Source organism: Candidatus Protofrankia californiensis, assembly GCF_900634765.1.
GTDB classification, from domain to species: domain Bacteria; phylum Actinomycetota; class Actinomycetes; order Frankiales; family Frankiaceae; genus Protofrankia; species Protofrankia californiensis.
In genome coordinates, this window is record NZ_CAAAFT010000299.1 from 1 (window position 1) to 17,423 (window position 17,423).

The window sequence follows — 17,423 nt, forward strand, 5'->3', positions numbered from 1 at the left end:
CCTCTGTTCTGGCGGTACCTGCGCGGCCACGCCGAGCGCGCTGAGCAGCAGGTCGCGAAACTCCTGAAAGCGTGGGTCACGGTGCGTCCGCGGAGCCGGCAGATCGACCTGGCGGTCCAGCACGATCCGGCCGTTCTCCAGCACCAGCACCCGGTCGGCCAGCCCGATCGCCTCGTCCACGTCATGGGTCACCAACAGCACCGCAGGCCGGTGTCGCTGGAACAGGTCGCGTAGCAGGCCGTGCATCTTGATCCTGGTCAGCGCGTCGAGTGAACCGAACGGCTCGTCGGCGAGCAGAAGCTCGGGTTCCCGCACCAGCGACCTGGCCAGCGCCACCCGCTGCTGCTCGCCGCCGGATAGTTCGTTGGGCCAGGCACGCTCGCGGCCGGCGAGCCCCACCTCGGCCAGCGCCTCCTTGCCGAGCTTGTGCGCATCGCCGCGGCCGAGGCTGAGGCCGAGCAGCACGTTGTCCAACACCCGAAGCCACGGCAGCAGCCGGGAGTCCTGGAAGGCGACGGACACCCTGGCGGGCACGGTCAGCTCACCCGAACCGGCCACGTCGTAGTCGAGCTCGGCCAAGGCGCGCAGCAACGTGCTCTTGCCGGAACCGCTCTGCCCCAGCAGGGCCACGAATTCGCCGCGCGCGATCTCCAGGTCCAGATCGTCCAGCACGACATGCTCGCCGAACCGGCGGACCAAGGAGGACGCGCGAACCGCGCCGGCGGTGGCGGTCAGCCGGCCAGTGTCCGCCGCCACGACAGCACCCGCCTCTCGATGATCCGGATTGCCGCGTCGGAGACGAAACCGAACAACCCGTAGACCACCAGGCCGACCATGATCACATCTGACTGGCCGTAGTCCTGCGCCTTGAACATCATCTTGCCGAGGCCGTTCACCGCGTTGACGCTCTCGACCACGATCAGCGTGAGCCAGGATCCGGTCACCGCCAGCCGCAGACCGAGGAAGAAGCCGGGCTGCGCGCCGGGGATGACCACCTTGCGGATGAAGTTCCACCGGGACAGCCCGACGACCTCGGCGAGCTCGACGTAGCGGCTGTCGATCGCGGTCAGGGCGGCATGCGTCTGGATGTACATGGTGACCGCGACCACGATCGCGATCACTGCGACCTTGAAGGTCTCACCGATGCCGAGCCACAGGATCATCAGCGGAATCAGGGCGAGTGAGGGAATCGCCCGCTTCACCTGGACCGGGCCGTCGACGAGCGCCTCACCGATCCGGCTGAGCCCCGATATCAGCGCCAGCCCGGTACCGATGGCGACACCGAAGGCGAAGCCCAGCACAGCCCGGTGCAGCGAAGCGGCGACGTTGTCCTGCAGGTGGCCACTGGCGATCAGATCGATCCCGGTCTGCAGCACCGTCCACGGTTCGGACAGCTTGCGGGGATCCACCAGACCGGTCGCCGACGCCACCGACCATATGCCAATCAGCAGCAGCACACCGAGTAGCCGGCCGAACGGGATCGGCTTGCCCAGGCCGAGCCGCCTGCGGCCACGGGCGGGCCGCACGCTCCGCCCGGCCTCGGTCACCGTGGTGACAACGGCAGCAGCATCGATCGTTACGGTCTTTGGTATCTCATGCGTGGTGCTGGTCATGACTGGGCGATTCGGTAGTCGGCGGGCACGGCCGCGGCGGCGACACCCTCGAACCTGCGGTCGAACACGTCCGCGGCGTTGAACGACTTGCCGAAGTACCCCCACTTGGACACCACTTCGATGGTGTCCTGTTCCCACTTGATCGCCGCGTCCCAGCTGGTCGGGAAGCTCGGCTTGGCGTTGGATTCCACGATGCGTCTACCGTCCGCGGCGCTGACCTGCTGGTCCTTGACGTAGTAGGCGTCGATCCACTTGTCCTTGTTCTCCCATGCCCACACCTGGGCCCTGGCCCAGTACGGGATGAACGCCTTGATGGCCGCGGCCTTCGCCGGGTCGGCGAGCACCCGCGCGGGTGCCCACAAGATGGTCAGCGCGTCCACCGCCGGCGTCACGACCGCCCGCGCACCGTCCTTCCCATACTGGTTGAGGTACTTGGTCAGCGTCGGCTCGCCGAGTGGTGCGACGTCCACCTGTCTGGACTGCAACGCGGTGAGGAACTGCGGGCTGTTCAGCTCGATGAGCTGGACGTCCTTCTTCTCCAGCCCGAGCTCCTGCAGCGTGCGCAGCACCACGACGCCCTGTGCCTGACCCGCGGCGAACGCGATCTTCTTGCCGCGTAGGTCGGACAGCTCGGTGATGGCCGAACCAGGCGCGGTGGCCAGCTTGAAGGTCGGCGTGGTCTTCAGCTGCACCGCGACGATCTTGGCGTCCAGCCCGGTGGCATGCGCCTGGATGGGGGGGATGCCGGCGTTGGTGGCGACGTCCACAGCGTTCGCGCGAAATGCCTGGATGACGTCGGGGCCCGCAGCGACCGTCGGCCACTCCGACACAGTGAACGGAAGCTCGGAGATCTTCCCCGTCGTCTTGAGTTGGATCTCGGTGGTATGCACCGCGATGGACAGTGACGTGCCAGCGGGAACGGTGTCAGGAATGGCCGCGTCGGCGGTCAGCCGCGGGCCGGCACCGGCATCGGAGCCGCACGCGGCCAGCACGATCATGCCGGCACCGGTGAGCGCGGCCAGTACGGCGCGGCGGCGGACCGTCGGTGGAGAAAGGGTTCCAGCGGGCATCAGAATTCCTTGGCTGTGGGCCGACTCGAACGGCAGGACGACAATTACACGGAAAAATGACACAGCTGCGCGCACGCCGTGAAACAAACGGTCACCGGCACGCAGGTGTCAGGAAATTTCTGGGCGGCCGCTCGGCCCCCGCTGATCATCAGCAGCAACAACAAGGACAGCAGGCGCGATTCCGCGGGGAACACACGGTGACGGCACGGCGCTCACGGGGCTCCGACGCCCCGCCGGGCACCGAAAACCTTTCCGGGCTGTTCATGGAACAATCCTTGCCAACCGGCATCCATCTAGTCAACATTGCGCGATCGTGAATTAACTGGATTTACGCTGCCTGCGTCACGAGGCTCGGCAAAGCCGATCGGATATCGGTCCCAACGGGTCGCGATGGAGCATGTCGAGCATCACCGCGCCGGCCGATGTGGCGAGCGCATGGCCGGGGAAGCTGGTCGCCACCACCGTCTGCTCCGGGTCCTTGCACACCCAGGAGCGGGCACTCACCTCGTTCCGGAGCTCGGCCAGGCATCCGGGCAGATGGCTGACCCCCTGCTCCACGACGACCAGCACCTCGGGGTTGAACACGTCGATGAGCTGTGCCGCCGCCCGACCAAGGCACCGCGCCCGATCGAGGAACAGGCGCATCGCGGCACGATCACCGTCCTGGGCGAGCCGCAGCAGCGCGGGCAAGGACGGTTCGGCGATGATGGCCGCGTCGGCGGCGCGCCGCGCCAACGTCCGTTCCGACACGGTTGCCTGCAGGCAACCGGAACGGCCACACGAGCATAGTTCCGTGCTGCCCTCGACCGGCAGATGAGCGATCGCGCCAGCCGCCGACCGGGGGCCGTGGTGCACGGTGTCACCGGTCCCGAAGGCCGCGTCCACCACGTTACCGACGAACAGATGCACGATGCTCGCCCTGGCCCGGTGCTGGCCGAACAGCCGCTCCGCGTGCACCAGTGCCCGGGAGTGCGCGTCCACTTGCACCAGAAGCCCGGTCTGGTCGGCCAGTATGTCCCGCAACGGCACGTCGTGCCAACCGAGCAGCGGGTGCTCCACGAGCATCCCGGTGGTCTGGTCGACCCATCCGCCGCTGGCCGCACCGAGACCGAGCGGAACCCGGTCGCCGGCATGCTCGGCCAGTAACGCCCACAATACCGATGCCGCCCTTTCCAGCACCCGTAACGGGCTGGCACCCGCGTGGGGTTCCCGATGCTGCACAATGACCCGGCCACGCAGGTCGAGCAGCGCGACCGTGGCGTGTGGTACGGCGATGTGCACACCACAGACGATGTGATGATCCGTGTCGAGATCCACCGGCACATGGGGTCGGCCGACCCCGTTCGGCGCCGTCATCTCCAGCATTTCCTTGAGCAGACCGAGCCTGATGAGCTCAGCGGTGTGGCCGGTGACCGAGGCGGGGGACAGTCCTGTGAGTCTGGCTATCGTGCTGCGCGCGATCGGACCGTGGTCGAGCACCGCGCGCAACACCACGCCCGCGCTGGAGCTCCTTCGCACGCCACTGGCGGGCGAGCTTTGCGCGCGCAGGCGCCTTGGTGGCGTACCACCGTTGCGGTACATGGGGTTTTCCTCCGGAGCGGGCGAGCCGGGCATCTGCTGCCGGGCATGGCCGACGCGTCAGCGTCGACATAACCTCACGCCGAAGGCGAACACAGCGCGGCTGCCTGCCGCCGGAGATCAACGTGGCGGCGTGACCGGAAGCCCGCTGCCTGGGAAGTCATAGAGGGCATGTTCGCAGAAACCAGTCCCATTTTCCAGAGTCCCTGCGCACCGCTCACGATGTGAGAATGTGGCCGCCCCCGCGCGACCACATGTTCCGGGACGGACAGGCATGGTCGCGGCGGGACCGTGCCCGGTGGGCGGAGGATCGCGGTGGTCCGCTCAGGGGCAGGTGCTGCGCGTGCGCGCCTCAGACGCCGACCACCACCTGGTGATCGGCGGTGAACGGCCGGCCGGCGATCAGCTCGGACTCGCGCCCGTCCGGGCCGACCGGTCGATCACCGATCAGCGTGACACGGTGCAGCCTGCGCTCGACATGCAGATGCTCGATGTCGCGCGGCGCGAGATGCGCGGTGGCACGGTTGTCCCAGAACGCGACACTGCCCGGCTCCCAGCGGAACCGCACGGTGTACTCGGGTCGGGTGATCTCCGCGTAGAGCAGATCCAGCACGGCGCGGCTCTCCCTGGCCGTGAGCCCGACGACATGGCTGGTGAACCCAGGGTTGACGAACAGCCCCTTCTCCCCGGTCACCGGGTGCACGCGAACCACCGGGTGCACGGAAACCAGCAGATTGTCGTTCACCCGTCGCGCGTAGACGCTGTCGCCGGCCGGGCGCTCACTGCCGCCGTAGCGATGCTCGGCGCGCAACGTGTCCACGAACCGTTGGACCGGCTCGGACAGCCCCTGATATGCCGCCACCAGACTGGTCCACTGCGTGTCTCCGCCGACTGCCGGCACGATCTCCGCCCGCAGGATCGATCCCGCCGGCGGGTTCACCGCGGCCGTGACATCGGTATGCCAACCCGTGAAGTAGCTGTACTGGCGTCGACGCGTCTCCTCGCGGAAGTCCTTGCCGTAGCGCTCCTCGAAGCGACGCGGGTCGACGGTGAAGATCTCCGGGTACTCCTCGGGCGGTGCATCGTCATGCGGGTGGGCATACGTGAGCTCACCGAACCGCCGGCCGAAGGCGATCTGCTGGGCATGGTCGAGATTCTGCTCGCGAAAGAATACCACCTTGTAGCGGTGCAGAGCGCTCTTGATCGCGGCGACGGCCTCTTCGTCCAGCGGCTGGGCGATGTCCACGCCGGTGATTTCGGCACCGATGTGGCCGGCGACCGGATGGACGGTTATCGTGCTTGTCGGCGATTCCTCGGTCAAAGTCATGGTTGCCGATCTCCTCCTGTGCTCGGCAATGAAATGGGTTAGCATATGCCGACCCATTGCGGCGGCCGATCGTTCCCAGCATTGTCGAATATGGCATCCGATACCGTGGGCCGCCACCTCATAGTCCAACAACGGCTTTCCGTCGGTCAACATTGTGACTTCTTGAAATAATTCGATTTGCACTGTGGGATCCGGCGTGACCGCACCGCCGCGGCCCGTTGGGATCTGCCTGCACGCTTGCCCCATCCGAGCACAGGTCATGGATGCGCTAGTGCCGTCTCCCGCAGCCGAGGCCGGTGGGCCGTCGACGTACGCCGAACCCTGCCAATCAAAGATCGACAAGGGGCCCCGGGCCAAGACGATAGTGAAGGTACGGCGATCAAGGGGATGGGTCCGTCACTTCAGCGAAAAATCCAGGCAAGTCACTGGATCGCCCAGAGAAAAGATCATCACCACTTCACAAAACGTCAGTTCACAAAGGGTGAGAACGGGCCGTGACGGGATCAGCTCGGCGTCCCACCGGCACGGTAACAGTCATACACGCCACCGACTGTCCGCACGGCCGCGAGCAGCGCGTCCAACTGCGCCGGCCCGGCGACCTCGACCGTGAAACGGGCACGTGCCACCCGGTCCTCGGAGGTGATCGAGGACGCGGAACGGACCGTGGCCGACACGTCCGACAACATTTCGGTGATGTCTGCGAGCAGCCCGTAGCGGTCGAACGCCTCGACCGCGATCTCGGCGGGAAACGTGCCCTCCGCCGGAGGGAGCCAGGACGTCACCGCGACCCGATGCCGATCACTTGCGGCGTTCACGCACTGCGACCGGTGGACGGACACGGCAGGGCTGTGCGTGGTGGTGAACCCGACGACGTCGTCCCCGGGCAGGGGGAGGCAACACCGGGCAAGACGGACCGGAACGCCACTGCGGCCGTCGACGGCGGCCGTCCCCGCCCAGGTCTGCGCCTCGTCCGCGTCCCGTGAACGTCGTCGGCTCCGCCTGGAGTGGGCCGTCGGAGCCGGCGGAGCGGACAGGGCCGACAGGACCGGTACAGGGGCGCAGTGAACGACGGATCCGGGCTGACGGGAGGCGTCCACGGCGGTGTCCGGGACAACGTCGGCGCCGGTGTCCGGATGCTGCGGGTCGAGATGGTGCATGCCAGGCTCCGGGGCGTCGCCATATCGGGCATCCGGATATCGAACATCCGGATACTGCGCATCCGGCTGCTGGGTGTTGGCGTCCCGCCGCTGTCTGGTCAACCCGCGACGGATCCGCACCCTGGCCTTGGAGGTCTTGACGAAGTCAAGCCAGTCCTCGGAGGGGCCGGCTGTCGCGAGCCCGGAACGCAGGATCTCCACCACGTCGCCGTTGCGCAGTCGGGTGTGCAACGGGACCAGCCGGCCGTTGACCCGCGCACCGATGGCCCGATGCCCGAGCTCGGTATGGACGGCATAGGCGAGGTCGACCGGCGTGGACCTGGCAGGCAGCGCGATGACCCGGCCCTTGGGGGTGAAGGTGAGCACCTCGTCGGAGTCGAGGTCCGCCGACAGCGACTCCAGGAACTCGCCGGGGTCCTTGGCATCGCCTTCCCAGTCGAGAAGACTGTGCAACCATGCCAGACCCTCCAGCCGGGCGCCGTCCGCGGACGGTCCGACCGGCCTTGCGATGATCCCCGTCTCGGCCAGCCGGTGCATCGCGTCCGTGCGGATCTGGATGTCGACGGGCTTGCCGGCCGGGTCCATGACGGTGGTGTGCAGGGACTGGTACATGTTGAACTTGGGCGTGGCCACGAAGTCGCGCAGTCTTCCCGGCGCCGGTCGCCAGAGGGCGTGCACCTCTCCGAGCGCTTCATAACAATCAGTAATCGAGTCGACGAGAACCAGGACGCGGACGATGTCGTTGTAGTCCCGCGCCTCGAAGCCACGCTCCTGCGCCCGCTTGTAGATCGAGAAGAGGTGACTCGTCCGGGCCGAGACCCTGGCGTCGATCCGCGCCTCGGCCAGACCGCTCGCGAGCGCGTCGACGACCGAGGCAAGCTGGCTGGACTCACGCTCCGCGGCCGTGAAGGTCTCGACCACCGACCTGATCCGCATGTGCTCGTCGGGATACAGGACGGCGAACGCACGGTCCTCCAGCTCCCTTTTGATGACGTTCACGCCGAGCCGGTGCGCCAGCGGCGCAAGGATCTCCAGCGTCACCCGGGCGATGCGTGCCTGCTTGGGTGGTGACTTGAAGCCGAGGGTCCGCATGTTGTGCAGGCGGTCGGCGATCTTGATGAGCAGCACCCGGTAGTCCTTGGCCAGCGCAACGATCAGTTTTCGCAGCGTCTCGGCCTCGGCCGCGTCCCCGAAGCGCATCTTGTCGAGTTTGGTCACCCCGTCGACGAGGTTGGCGACCTCCGGGCTGAAGTCCGCCGCGGCGGCCTCCAGGGTGTAGCCGGTGTCCTCGACGGTGTCGTGCAGGAGCGCCGCGACGATCGTGGTGGTGTCCACCCCGAGTTCGGCGAGAATCTCGGTGACCGCCAACGGGTGGGTGATGTACGGATCGCCGCTGTGTCGCATCTGGCCGGCATGCTGGCGGTTGGCGACCTCGTAGGCATGGACGACAAGGGCGACGTCGGCCTTGGGATGGTGCAGGCAGTGCTTCTCGATGATGTCCCGCAGCACGGGTGGTACCGAGGGCGAACTTCGGGCTGCTGCCACCCGGCGGGCAAGATGAGCCAGGCGGCTGCCGGCCAGCCACGCGGCGGCGAGAGTCCGCGAAGCGTCGTCCCCCCCGCCGGCATGCCCCTCGCTGGACCGATCCATCCGCGCGGGCAACGCCGCGCCCTGTATCCCGGCACCTACGATCTCAGCGTCCATAGCGCTCCCCCTCGATACGTCCCGGCGCGTCGATACGTCCCGGCGCGGAACAGCCCCGCAGCCCCGCCGCCCGCCGGTGACGATCTCCCGCCACGGCGACATCGGCGACGCGGGTACGGCCGGCGGCTCCCCCCGGTGGAAACCGCCGGATCCCCCCACGACGTCAGCATGGTCAGCACCTCGTGCCGGAGGTGACCCGGTAGCAGTCGTGCACGCCGTCGATCGACCGCACAGCGTCCCGGATGTGCCCGAGATGCTTGGCGTCCCCCATCTCGAAGGTGAACCGGCTGACCGCACGTTGATCCTTGGTCGTCGTCACGGACGCCGAGAGGATGTTGACGTGGTGATTGGTCAACACCCGGGTGACATCGGACAGCAGGCGGGCGCGGTCGGTCGCCTCGACCTGGATGACGACAAGGAACACCGATCCTGAGGACGCGGCCCACTCGACCGGCACCGTCCGATCACGGGTCCCATCGCGCAGAGTCGCCAGATTCGGGCAGTCCTGGCGATGGACCGACACGCCCTTCCCCCGGGTGACGAATCCGATGATCGGATCCCCGGGCATGGGCGTGCAGCAGCGGGCAAGCTTCGACCACACGTCCTCGGAGCCGCTGACGATCACCCCTGGATCGCCGACCGACCGCTGCAGTGCGCGGGTGGGCAGTGCGGTCTCGGCGACGTCCTCGGCCGCACCCTCCGGCCCCCCCAGAGCGGCCAGCAGGCGACCCACGACGTGCTGCGCGCTGATGTTCTTCTCGCCGATCGCGGCGTACAGCGCGGAGACGTCCGGGTAGCGCAGGTCCCTGGCCAGGCTGGGCAGCACGTCGCCGCTCATCAGGCGGGTCAGCGGCAGACCGTGGCGACGCATCATCCGGGCGATCGCGTCCCGTCCGGCGACGATGGCGTCCTCACGCCGTTCCCGGGCATGCCACTGGCGGATCTTCGTACGGGCCCGGGACGACCGGACGAAGGTCAGCCAGTCCTCACTCGGGCCCGCCGAATGCGCCCGGGAGGTGAAGACCTCGACGGTGTCCCCGTTGTCCAGTGTGGTGTCCAGCGCGGCGAGCCTGCCGTTGACACGCGCACCCACGCACTGGTTGCCCACGTCGGTGTGGACGGCGTAGGCGAAGTCGACCGGGGTCGCCCCCTCCGGCAGCGCGATCACGTCCCCTTTGGGGGTGAAGACGAAGACCTCGTCGGTGTGCAGGTCGAACCGCAGACTGTCGAGGAACTCACCGGGTTCGGCGGCTTCCCGCTGCCAGTCGAGGATCTGGCGAAGCCACGCGGTCTGGTCGTTGCCGGAGGAGTCCCGCCGGGACCGGCCGCCGCCCCGGGAACCACCCGCCCTGGACGCGCCGTCGGCGAGCCCGAGCGCACCTGCCCTGGCCTCCCCGGAGGGCCGTGCGCCGACACCGTCCTCCTTGTACTTCCAGTGCGCCGCGATCCCGTACTCGGCCCGGTTGTGCATCGCGTGCGTCCGGATCTGCAACTCGACGGGCTTGCCCTCGGGCCCGATCACCGTCGTGTGCAGCGACTGGTACATGTTGAACTTGGGCATCGCGATGTAGTCCTTGAACCGGCCCGGGATCGGCTTCCAGTTCGCGTGGATGGTGCCCAGGGACGCATAACAGTCACGCAGGGAGTCGACCAGCACGCGGATCCCGACCAGGTCGTGGATGTCGTCGAACGACCGGCCGCGGACCACCATCTTCTGGTAGATCGAGTAGTAGTGCTTGGGCCGGCCCGTGACGACAGCCTTGATCCTGGCCTCGCCCAGATGCGACTGCACCTGCGTCACCACAGCGGTGATGTAGGTGTCCCGGCTCGGCGCACGATCGGCCACCAGCCGGACGATCTCGTCGTATCGCTTCGGGTAGAGGGTCGCGAAGGCGAGATCCTCCAACTCCCACTTGAGCGAGTTCATCCCGAGCCGGTGGGCCAGCGGGGCGTAGATCTCCAGGGTCTCCCGGGCCTTGCGCTCCTGTTTGTGTTCGGGCAGGAACCGCAGCGTCCGCATATTGTGCAGGCGTGCGGCAAGTTTGACTACAAGGGCCCTCGGGTCGCGGGCCATCGCGACCACCATGCGCCGGATCGTTTCCGCCTGGGCGCCCTCACCGACCTTCACCCGGTGCAGTTTCATCACCGCGTCGAGAACCAGCGCGACGTGATCTCCGAACTCGTCCCGGATCCGCTCGAGTGTCATGCCGGCCTCGCCGACGGTGCCGTGCAGAAGCGCGGCGCACAGGGTCGGCGTGTCCATACCGAGATCGGCAAGGATACTCGCGACCGCGACGGGATGGGTGACATAGGGATGGCCGGACAGGCGGACCTGACCGGCATGCACCCCCGCCGCGGTCTCGAAAGCGTGGTACACCGGGCCGACGTCGGCCCGGGGATGGTTCGCGAGCAGACCGCGCAGCACCGGGTCCAGCAGTGACGGCGGGGTGGCCCGGTGTGACGCGAGCCTGGGGAAACGCCCGCGGACCCGGCGCGGCAGCGGTGGCGACTCGTGACCCAGGCGCGGAACCACCGGCGAACCGTCGCCGGGGCCGGACTCCCCGTGGTCGATGAGGAGTCCGGGCTGGCGGGTCGGTGCGGCCGACGGACCGGGTGGAGCCGACGGAGGGGACGGGGCCGGCCGACCGGACGGAGCCGACCGACCGGACGGAGCCGACGGAGCCGACGGAGCCGAGAAAACAGCTGGTGGCGACTGGGAAACCGACTGCGTAGCGGCTGGCTGGGCAACGGCCGGCTGGGCAACGGCCGGCCGCGGCGCACCGTCGGCCACCGTGGCGCGTCCTGAGGGCACGGCCTGCGGCGTACGTCCTGACCCGACCTCCGGCGACGGTGCGTCGGCGGGCGGACGCCCGCGGCCATCCCCGCAGGCGAGCACGGCGTATTCGCCTGCCGCCGACGACTCCCGAACGGTCGTCGCGCCAGGCTCGGACACTCCGGTCGTCACCGGGGCTGCCTCGGGCACAAGCCGCTCCTGCTTCATGTCGGACCCCTGAAGGCTAACGCTTCCGTGAGCTGTCCTCCTTCCGCAACCCCGTCCAATGCCCGTGGATCACACAAAGGTCACACGGCCGGGGTCGCCACAACCGAGGTCACCGGGCCCAGGAGCGCCAAACCTCTATGATCAAACTTCCATGATCGATGAGATCTCGAGTGGCGCAAGCCGGTCACGTCCCGACAGGAACGTCAGTTCCATGAGCACGGCGAGACCGACGACCTCCGCGCCGGACTGGCGGACCAGTTCGGCCGCGGCGGCCGCCGTACCGCCCGTGGCCAGCACGTCGTCGACGAGCAGCACCCGGTCACCCGGCCGGAACGCGTCGACCTGCACCTCCAGTGTGGCGGTGCCGTACTCCAGGTCGTAGGTGCGGCTGACCGTCTCACCGGGAAGCTTGCCCTGCTTGCGGATGGGCACGACACCCACACCCGTGCGGTAGGCAACCGGGGCCGCCAGCAGGAAGCCACGTGCTTCGATGGCCGCCACGACGGTGGCACCATAGCCGCCCGCGGTCGCGGCCAACTCGTTGATGACCACCGTGAAGGCGGCCGGTGTCACCAGCAACGGCGTGATGTCCTTGAAGACCACCCCGGGCTGGGGGAAGTCGGTGACATCCCGGATATGGGCGCGCAGCACGTCTGCGGCGGTGGTGCCGGACGCCGTGGTGCCGAGGGCGCCGGCACCTGCTGCTCCGCTGGTCGTTTCGGTTGGTTCGATGGTCGTCACCGCCGCTTTTTACCGCTGGGACGACCTTTGCGGCCAGAACGTCGGGCCGGTGCCGGACGGCGCGCCGCACCGGGTCGTCCCGGCCGGGCACCGGCGACAGCCGGTTCACGGTCGCTGGCGGGCTCCTCACGTCCACGATCATCAGCGTCCGTGGTGGTGGTCGCGGCATCGGGAAATCCGCTCCCCGGCCCCCGACCGGCCGCCACAGCCACAGTGTCAGATGCACGACCACCGGCAACCGCCGCCGCGCGTCGGGACTGCCTGACGGGCTCGCGGGCGGCCACCGCCCGCGCCCGGGCCACCCGCTGGTCCAGCGCCTTGACCGCCGGCTCGTTCTTCTTCAGATCCACCAGCACCGGAGTGGCGAAGAACAGCGACGAATAGGTGCCCGAGGCGATGCCCACGAACTGGGCGAGGGCGAGATCCTCCAGGGTGCCGGCGCCGAGCAGACCGGCACCGACGAACAGCAGCGAGGCGACCGGTACGAGCGCGATGAACGAGGTGTTGAGCGAACGCATCAAGGTCTCGTTCAACGCGTCATTGGTGGCCTCCGCGTAGGTGCGTCGGCTGGTCGTGCCCATGCCGGCGGTGTTCTCCCGGACCCGGTCGAAGACGACAACCGTGTCGTAGAGGGAGAACCCGAGAATGGCCAGCAGAGCGATCACCGTGGACGGGGTGACCTGGAAACCGACCAGCGAGTAGACGCCCATCGTGACAACGAGGTCATGGATGAGAGCGGCCATGGCGGCAACCGCCATCTTCCACTCGAACCGGACCGACAGGTAGATCATTACCAGCACCAGGAACACCGCGAGCCCCTGCAGTGCCTTGCTGGTGATGGTCGACCCCCACGACGCGCCCACCGTCGAGATGTCGATGTCGGTCGGGGCAACCTCGAAACGCTTCTCGATGGCGTCCTGGAGCGAGCTGGCCTGCGCACCGGAGAGGGTCGGGGTCTGCACCCGCAACTGGTGGGATGTGTCGAGCTCCTGGATGACCGAGTCGGCCGGGTTGACCCCGACCGAGGACAAGGTCGCCTCGGCCTCGGCAACCGACCTGCCCCCGGACGGGAACTGGAACAGCGCACCGCCCTTGAAGTCGATCCCCAGGGAGAAACCCCGGATCAGCATGCTGGCGATGCAGACGGTCAGCAGGACGCCGGAGGCGACATACCAGATCCGGCGGCGGCCGACGAAGTCGACATGGGACTCACTGCGGTAGAGCCGGCTGGCCCAGGACATCTCTACTCCCCCTGCGCCGTGCCGGACGGACCCGACCATGACGGCCGCGGGTCGCGCGACGAATGAAGATCAGGCGAATCCTGGTCGGCCCCGGAGGTGTCCGCCTCTGTTGCCGAAGCCCTGTTGGCCCCGGCCCGGCCCGGGGCAACCGCGGCCTTCTCCCGTTTGGTCAGACGCGGCGCGGGGGCGGGGGCGGTCCCACTCGACTGGCCACAAACCGCCGCCATGGTGAGGCCGGAGAAACGGCTGGTGACAAAGAACGACCTGCGCACGAGCAGCCAGACGGCCGGTTTGGTGAAGATGAACATGATCAGTACGTCTACCAGGGTGGACAGCCCGAGGGTGAAGGCGAATCCCCGGACGGACCCGACCGAAAGGACGTAGAGCACCGCGGCGGCGAGGAAGGAGACCGTGTCCGCGGACAGCATGGTCCGCCGGGCCGGCGGCCAGGCACGGTCGACCGCCACGCGCACGCTGCGGTTCTGGCGAACCTCGTCCTTGATGCGTTCGAAGTAGACGACGAACGAGTCCGCGGTGACACCGATGGACACGATCAGACCGGCGATCCCGGCCAACGTGAGGGTGAACCCGATCCATTTGCCCAGGAGCACGACGGAGGCGTACACCAGCAGTCCGCTCACCGCCAGCGAGCTGAGCACCACTATCCCGAGGGCCCGGTAGTACATGAACGAGTAGAGCGTCACCAGCGCAAGGCCGATGACACCCGCTAGCAGGCCGGCGTTGAGCGAGTCCTGACCCAGGGTCGGGGAGATCGACTCGGCGCTGGACTGCTCGAAGGCCAGCGGCAGGGCACCGTAGCGCAGGACGTTGGCGAGATCCTGGGCGCTGGACTGGGTGAACGAGCCCGATATCTGGGCGTCACCGGCGATACGGTCGTTGGTGGTCGGAGCCGACTGCACCACCCCGTCCAGCACGATCGCCACCTGCTTGCCGATCGTCTTCTCGGTCAGAGCGGTGAACTTCGCCTGCCCACCACCGGTGAAGCTGACGTTGACGACCCACTCGCCGGTGCTCACCGACGTGGTTCCACCCGAGCTCGCAAGCCCGGCCGTCGCCGACTTCACATCGGTACCGACCACCGTCGCGGGCATCAGCAGGTACTTGACAGTGCCGGAACGATCGCAGGAGGCCACCCACTCCGTCGGCCGATCGGTGCTGGCCGCCCGGCTGCGAACGTCCGACGGTGCGCAGGTCAGGCTTTCGAACCTGCCGGTGACATCAGCCGGCGGCATATCGGCGCTGGCCGGCGCGGGCTGGTCCGCCGTCGCCGGCGGTACCGCGGCAGTCGCCGGCGGTGCTGATGCGGCCGGTACCGGTGCGGCCGATCCGGCCGGGGCTGTCGGCGCTGCCTGAGCGAGCAGGCCGGCACCGACCACGTCCGACCGGGTCGTGGTGGACGCCGACGGAGCGGTGACGGCGGGCAGGCTCGCGGACGCGCCAGGCACGGGTGCAGAGGCCGGGGCGCCGGCCGCCGGAACCGTCGGTGTTGCTGTCGGAGCCGTCGGTGTGGTCGGTGCGGCCGCCGGGGCCGGGGCGGCGGCCGCGGAGGTGTAAACCTGGCGGAAACGCAGCTCGGCGGTCTGCCCGACCAGTTCGACGACATCGTTGCGACCGCGACCGGGAACCGAGATCTCGATCTGGGTGTTGTTGCGCTTGACCTCGGCCTCGGCGACACCGAGCCCGTTGACTCGCTCCCGGATGATGTCGACGGCCTTGTTGACGGCACCGCTGTCAACGCCCTTGCCAGGCTCGGTCGACCGGGGCGTGAGGATCACACTCGTCCCGCCCTGCAGGTCCAGGCCGAGCTTCGGCGTCCAGGTGGATGTCAGCGCCATGGTGGAGTAAAGCAGCGCAATGATCCCGAAGAGAAGCCCGATCCGGGACCAGGCGGGGCTCATGGCCTTACGCCGTCGCCCTGACCCTCGTGCCAACGGATATCCCTTCGTCACGCGCCGTCGCGCTCACATTGCTTTCTGGTGGACCTACCCGATGGACGGCGATCCGTCCACGACCGGAGAAACCGGTGTGGACCAACCGTCACGGCGCGACGGTGCCGACCGCGCCCAAGGTATCGGAACGAGTGTCATGCCGGAGGCGTTCCGATACCACGTTCGTAGCGCTGATATTCGCCTATTCGTCGAACAGGACGAAAACCAGAGCCGGTCGGAACCGACGCCGGTCAGCCTTCCCTCCCCCGCCCCGAGGCCGGATCATCGGGTTCCCCGGGTTCCCCGGCGTCTGGCTGCTCCTGACTGCCGGTGGCGTCCCTGCGCTTGGTCGTGTCGACACGCTTGGTCGTGTCGGCGGGCGCTGCGTCCGAAACGTGGCCATGAGCTGCTCCACCGTCCTCGGTGTCGTGCTCATGGAGGTGATCGTCCGCCTCGTCGCCATTGTGGTCACCATCGTGGTCGTGGTCGCCGTCATGCGGCCCGTCCGCCGCCGGCGGGGAGACGATCCGAGCGACCGCGGCGCGGGTGAACCGGCAGACCACGTCCGGCGCCACTTCCAACAGCACGTCACCGTCTTCGACCTCGACCACCGTGGCATACAGCCCCGCGGTGGTCACGACCAGCGCCCCCGGAACGAGCGAGGTCAGGACCTGCTGCTGGGCCCGCTGGCGGCGTCGCTGGGTCACGATGAAGAAAAAGACGAGCGCCAGGATGAGAAGCAGGGGAAAGAACCCGCCGAGCCCACCACTGCCGCCATCCTGGGCCGCCTCCTGGGCGACCACGATTACCTGCACGTCCATGTCCTCCCATGTTGTGCGGCCGATGGTACGTACCGGCCGCGGGGCCTCGACGCCAGGCCCCACAAGAGTGCGCTTAGTCGCCGTCGACGGGGGGGATCGGAGCCTGCGAGCGTCCCAGGATGCCCTCGACCGGATCGAGACCGAGGTGGGTGAAGGCGGCCGGGGTGGCGATGCGTCCCCGGGGGGTCCGGGCGAGCAGGCCGGCGCGTACCAGGAACGGCTCGGCCACCTCCTCGACCGTGTCCGGTTCCTCCCCCACCGCCACCGCCAGGGTCGCCAGACCCACCGGTCCACCGTTGAACGCACCAGCGCCTCCAGCACCGCCCGGTCGAGGCGGTCCAGGCCGAGCGCGTCGACGTCGTAGATGCGAAGAGCAGCCTGGGCGACCTCGCGGGTGACGACCCCGTCCGCCCGTACCTCGGCGTAGTCACGCACCCGTCGCAGCAGCCGGTTGGCGATCCGGGGAGTCCCGCGTGACCTGCCGGCGACCTCTGCCGCGCCGTCGCCGGTGAGGCGCACGCCGAGCAGCCCCGCCGAGCGGACCAGCACGTCGATCAGTTCGCCGGTGTCGTAGAAGTCCATGTGGGCGGTGAAACCGAAACGGTCGCGCAACGGTCCGGTGAGAAGACCGGAGCGCGTGGTCGCACCGACAAGGGTGAACGGGGCGATGTCCAACGGGATCGCGGTGGCGCCGGGGCCCTTGCCGAGCACGACGTCGACCCGGAAGTCCTCCATCGCGGCGTACAGCAGCTCCTCGGCCGGGCGTGCGATGCGATGGATCTCGTCGAGGAACAGCACCTCGCCCGGGGCGAGCGCGGTGAGGATCGCCACGAGATCCCCCGCCCGTTCGACCGCCGGTCCACTGGTCATCCGCAGCGGAACCGCCATCTCCCGAGCAATGATCACGGCAAGGCTGGTCTTGCCGAGCCCTGGCGGCCCGGACAGCAGGACGTGGTCGGGTGGGCGCTCGCGGGCCCGTGCCCCCTCAAGCATGATCGTGAGCTGCTCGCGGACCTTCTGCTGGCCGACGAACTCCGCCAACGTCCCCGGACGCAGGCCGGCCTCGAAGGCACGCTCCTGCGGCTCGGCCACCGGCGAGACCAGACCCTCGACATCCATCGGCTGCCCTTACCGGGGTCGCAGGGCGGCCAGGGCCCGGCGCAGTAGCACACCCACGGGATCCGGCGCCTCGTCACGGCCGGCGCCACCGGCACCGCCACC

The 17,423-nt window shown here is 68.5% G+C and carries 11 protein-coding genes and 1 pseudogene; all 12 read right to left on the reverse strand.

Annotated elements, in window-relative coordinates:
- The coding region (locus DD1DGNOD_RS15940) for an ABC transporter ATP-binding protein (protein ID WP_131770478.1) at positions 1-756 on the reverse strand (756 nt) is incomplete at its 3' end.
- Complete coding sequence (locus DD1DGNOD_RS15945; RefSeq protein ID WP_131767190.1) at positions 732-1,613, reverse strand: ABC transporter permease; 882 nt, start codon at positions 1,611-1,613, stop codon at positions 732-734. The genes DD1DGNOD_RS15945 and DD1DGNOD_RS15940, both read right to left, overlap by 25 nt.
- The gene (locus DD1DGNOD_RS15950; protein WP_131767191.1) at positions 1,610-2,683 is read right to left on the reverse strand and encodes an ABC transporter substrate-binding protein; all 1,074 of its coding nucleotides are present in this window, start codon (positions 2,681-2,683) and stop codon (positions 1,610-1,612) included. Before DD1DGNOD_RS15950 ends, DD1DGNOD_RS15945 begins: the two co-directional genes overlap by 4 nt.
- 342 nt (positions 2,684-3,025) lie before the next feature.
- Positions 3,026-4,264 (reverse strand): ROK family protein, encoded by a 1,239-nt coding sequence (locus DD1DGNOD_RS15955; protein WP_131770479.1) that lies wholly within the window; start codon positions 4,262-4,264, stop codon positions 3,026-3,028.
- A 349-nt stretch (positions 4,265-4,613) separates the two neighbouring features.
- Positions 4,614-5,588 carry a TauD/TfdA dioxygenase family protein gene (locus tag DD1DGNOD_RS15960; protein WP_131767193.1) on the reverse strand — a complete coding sequence of 325 codons (975 nt, stop codon included), beginning with the start codon at positions 5,586-5,588 and terminating at the stop codon, positions 4,614-4,616.
- Between the two features lie 503 nt (positions 5,589-6,091).
- Complete coding sequence (locus tag DD1DGNOD_RS15965; RefSeq protein ID WP_131767194.1) at positions 6,092-8,449, reverse strand: RelA/SpoT family protein; 2,358 nt, start codon at positions 8,447-8,449, stop codon at positions 6,092-6,094.
- A gap of 172 nt (positions 8,450-8,621) precedes the next feature.
- Complete coding sequence (locus tag DD1DGNOD_RS15970) at positions 8,622-11,432, reverse strand: RelA/SpoT family protein (RefSeq protein WP_241255761.1); 2,811 nt, start codon at positions 11,430-11,432, stop codon at positions 8,622-8,624.
- A 159-nt stretch (positions 11,433-11,591) separates the two neighbouring features.
- A complete protein-coding gene (locus DD1DGNOD_RS15980) occupies positions 11,592-12,191 on the reverse strand; it encodes an adenine phosphoribosyltransferase (RefSeq protein WP_131767195.1) in 600 nt (199 codons plus the stop codon).
- Entirely contained in the window at positions 12,188-13,432 is a 1,245-nt protein-coding gene (secF, locus tag DD1DGNOD_RS15985) for a protein translocase subunit SecF (protein ID WP_131767196.1), read from the reverse strand. The genes DD1DGNOD_RS15980 and secF overlap by 4 nt, the downstream gene beginning before the upstream one ends.
- Positions 13,433-13,434: 2 nt before the next feature.
- On the reverse strand, positions 13,435-15,351 hold the full coding sequence (gene secD / locus DD1DGNOD_RS15990; protein ID WP_131767197.1) for a protein translocase subunit SecD: 1,917 nt from the start codon (positions 15,349-15,351) through the stop codon (positions 13,435-13,437).
- Positions 15,352-15,632: 281 nt separating this feature from the next.
- On the reverse strand, positions 15,633-16,202 hold the full coding sequence (yajC, locus tag DD1DGNOD_RS15995; RefSeq protein WP_131770480.1) for a preprotein translocase subunit YajC: 570 nt from the start codon (positions 16,200-16,202) through the stop codon (positions 15,633-15,635).
- Positions 16,203-16,275: 73 nt separating this feature from the next.
- Positions 16,276-17,321 (reverse strand): annotated as a pseudogene (gene ruvB, locus DD1DGNOD_RS16000) (Holliday junction branch migration DNA helicase RuvB).
- Positions 17,322-17,423 lie beyond the last annotated feature (102 nt).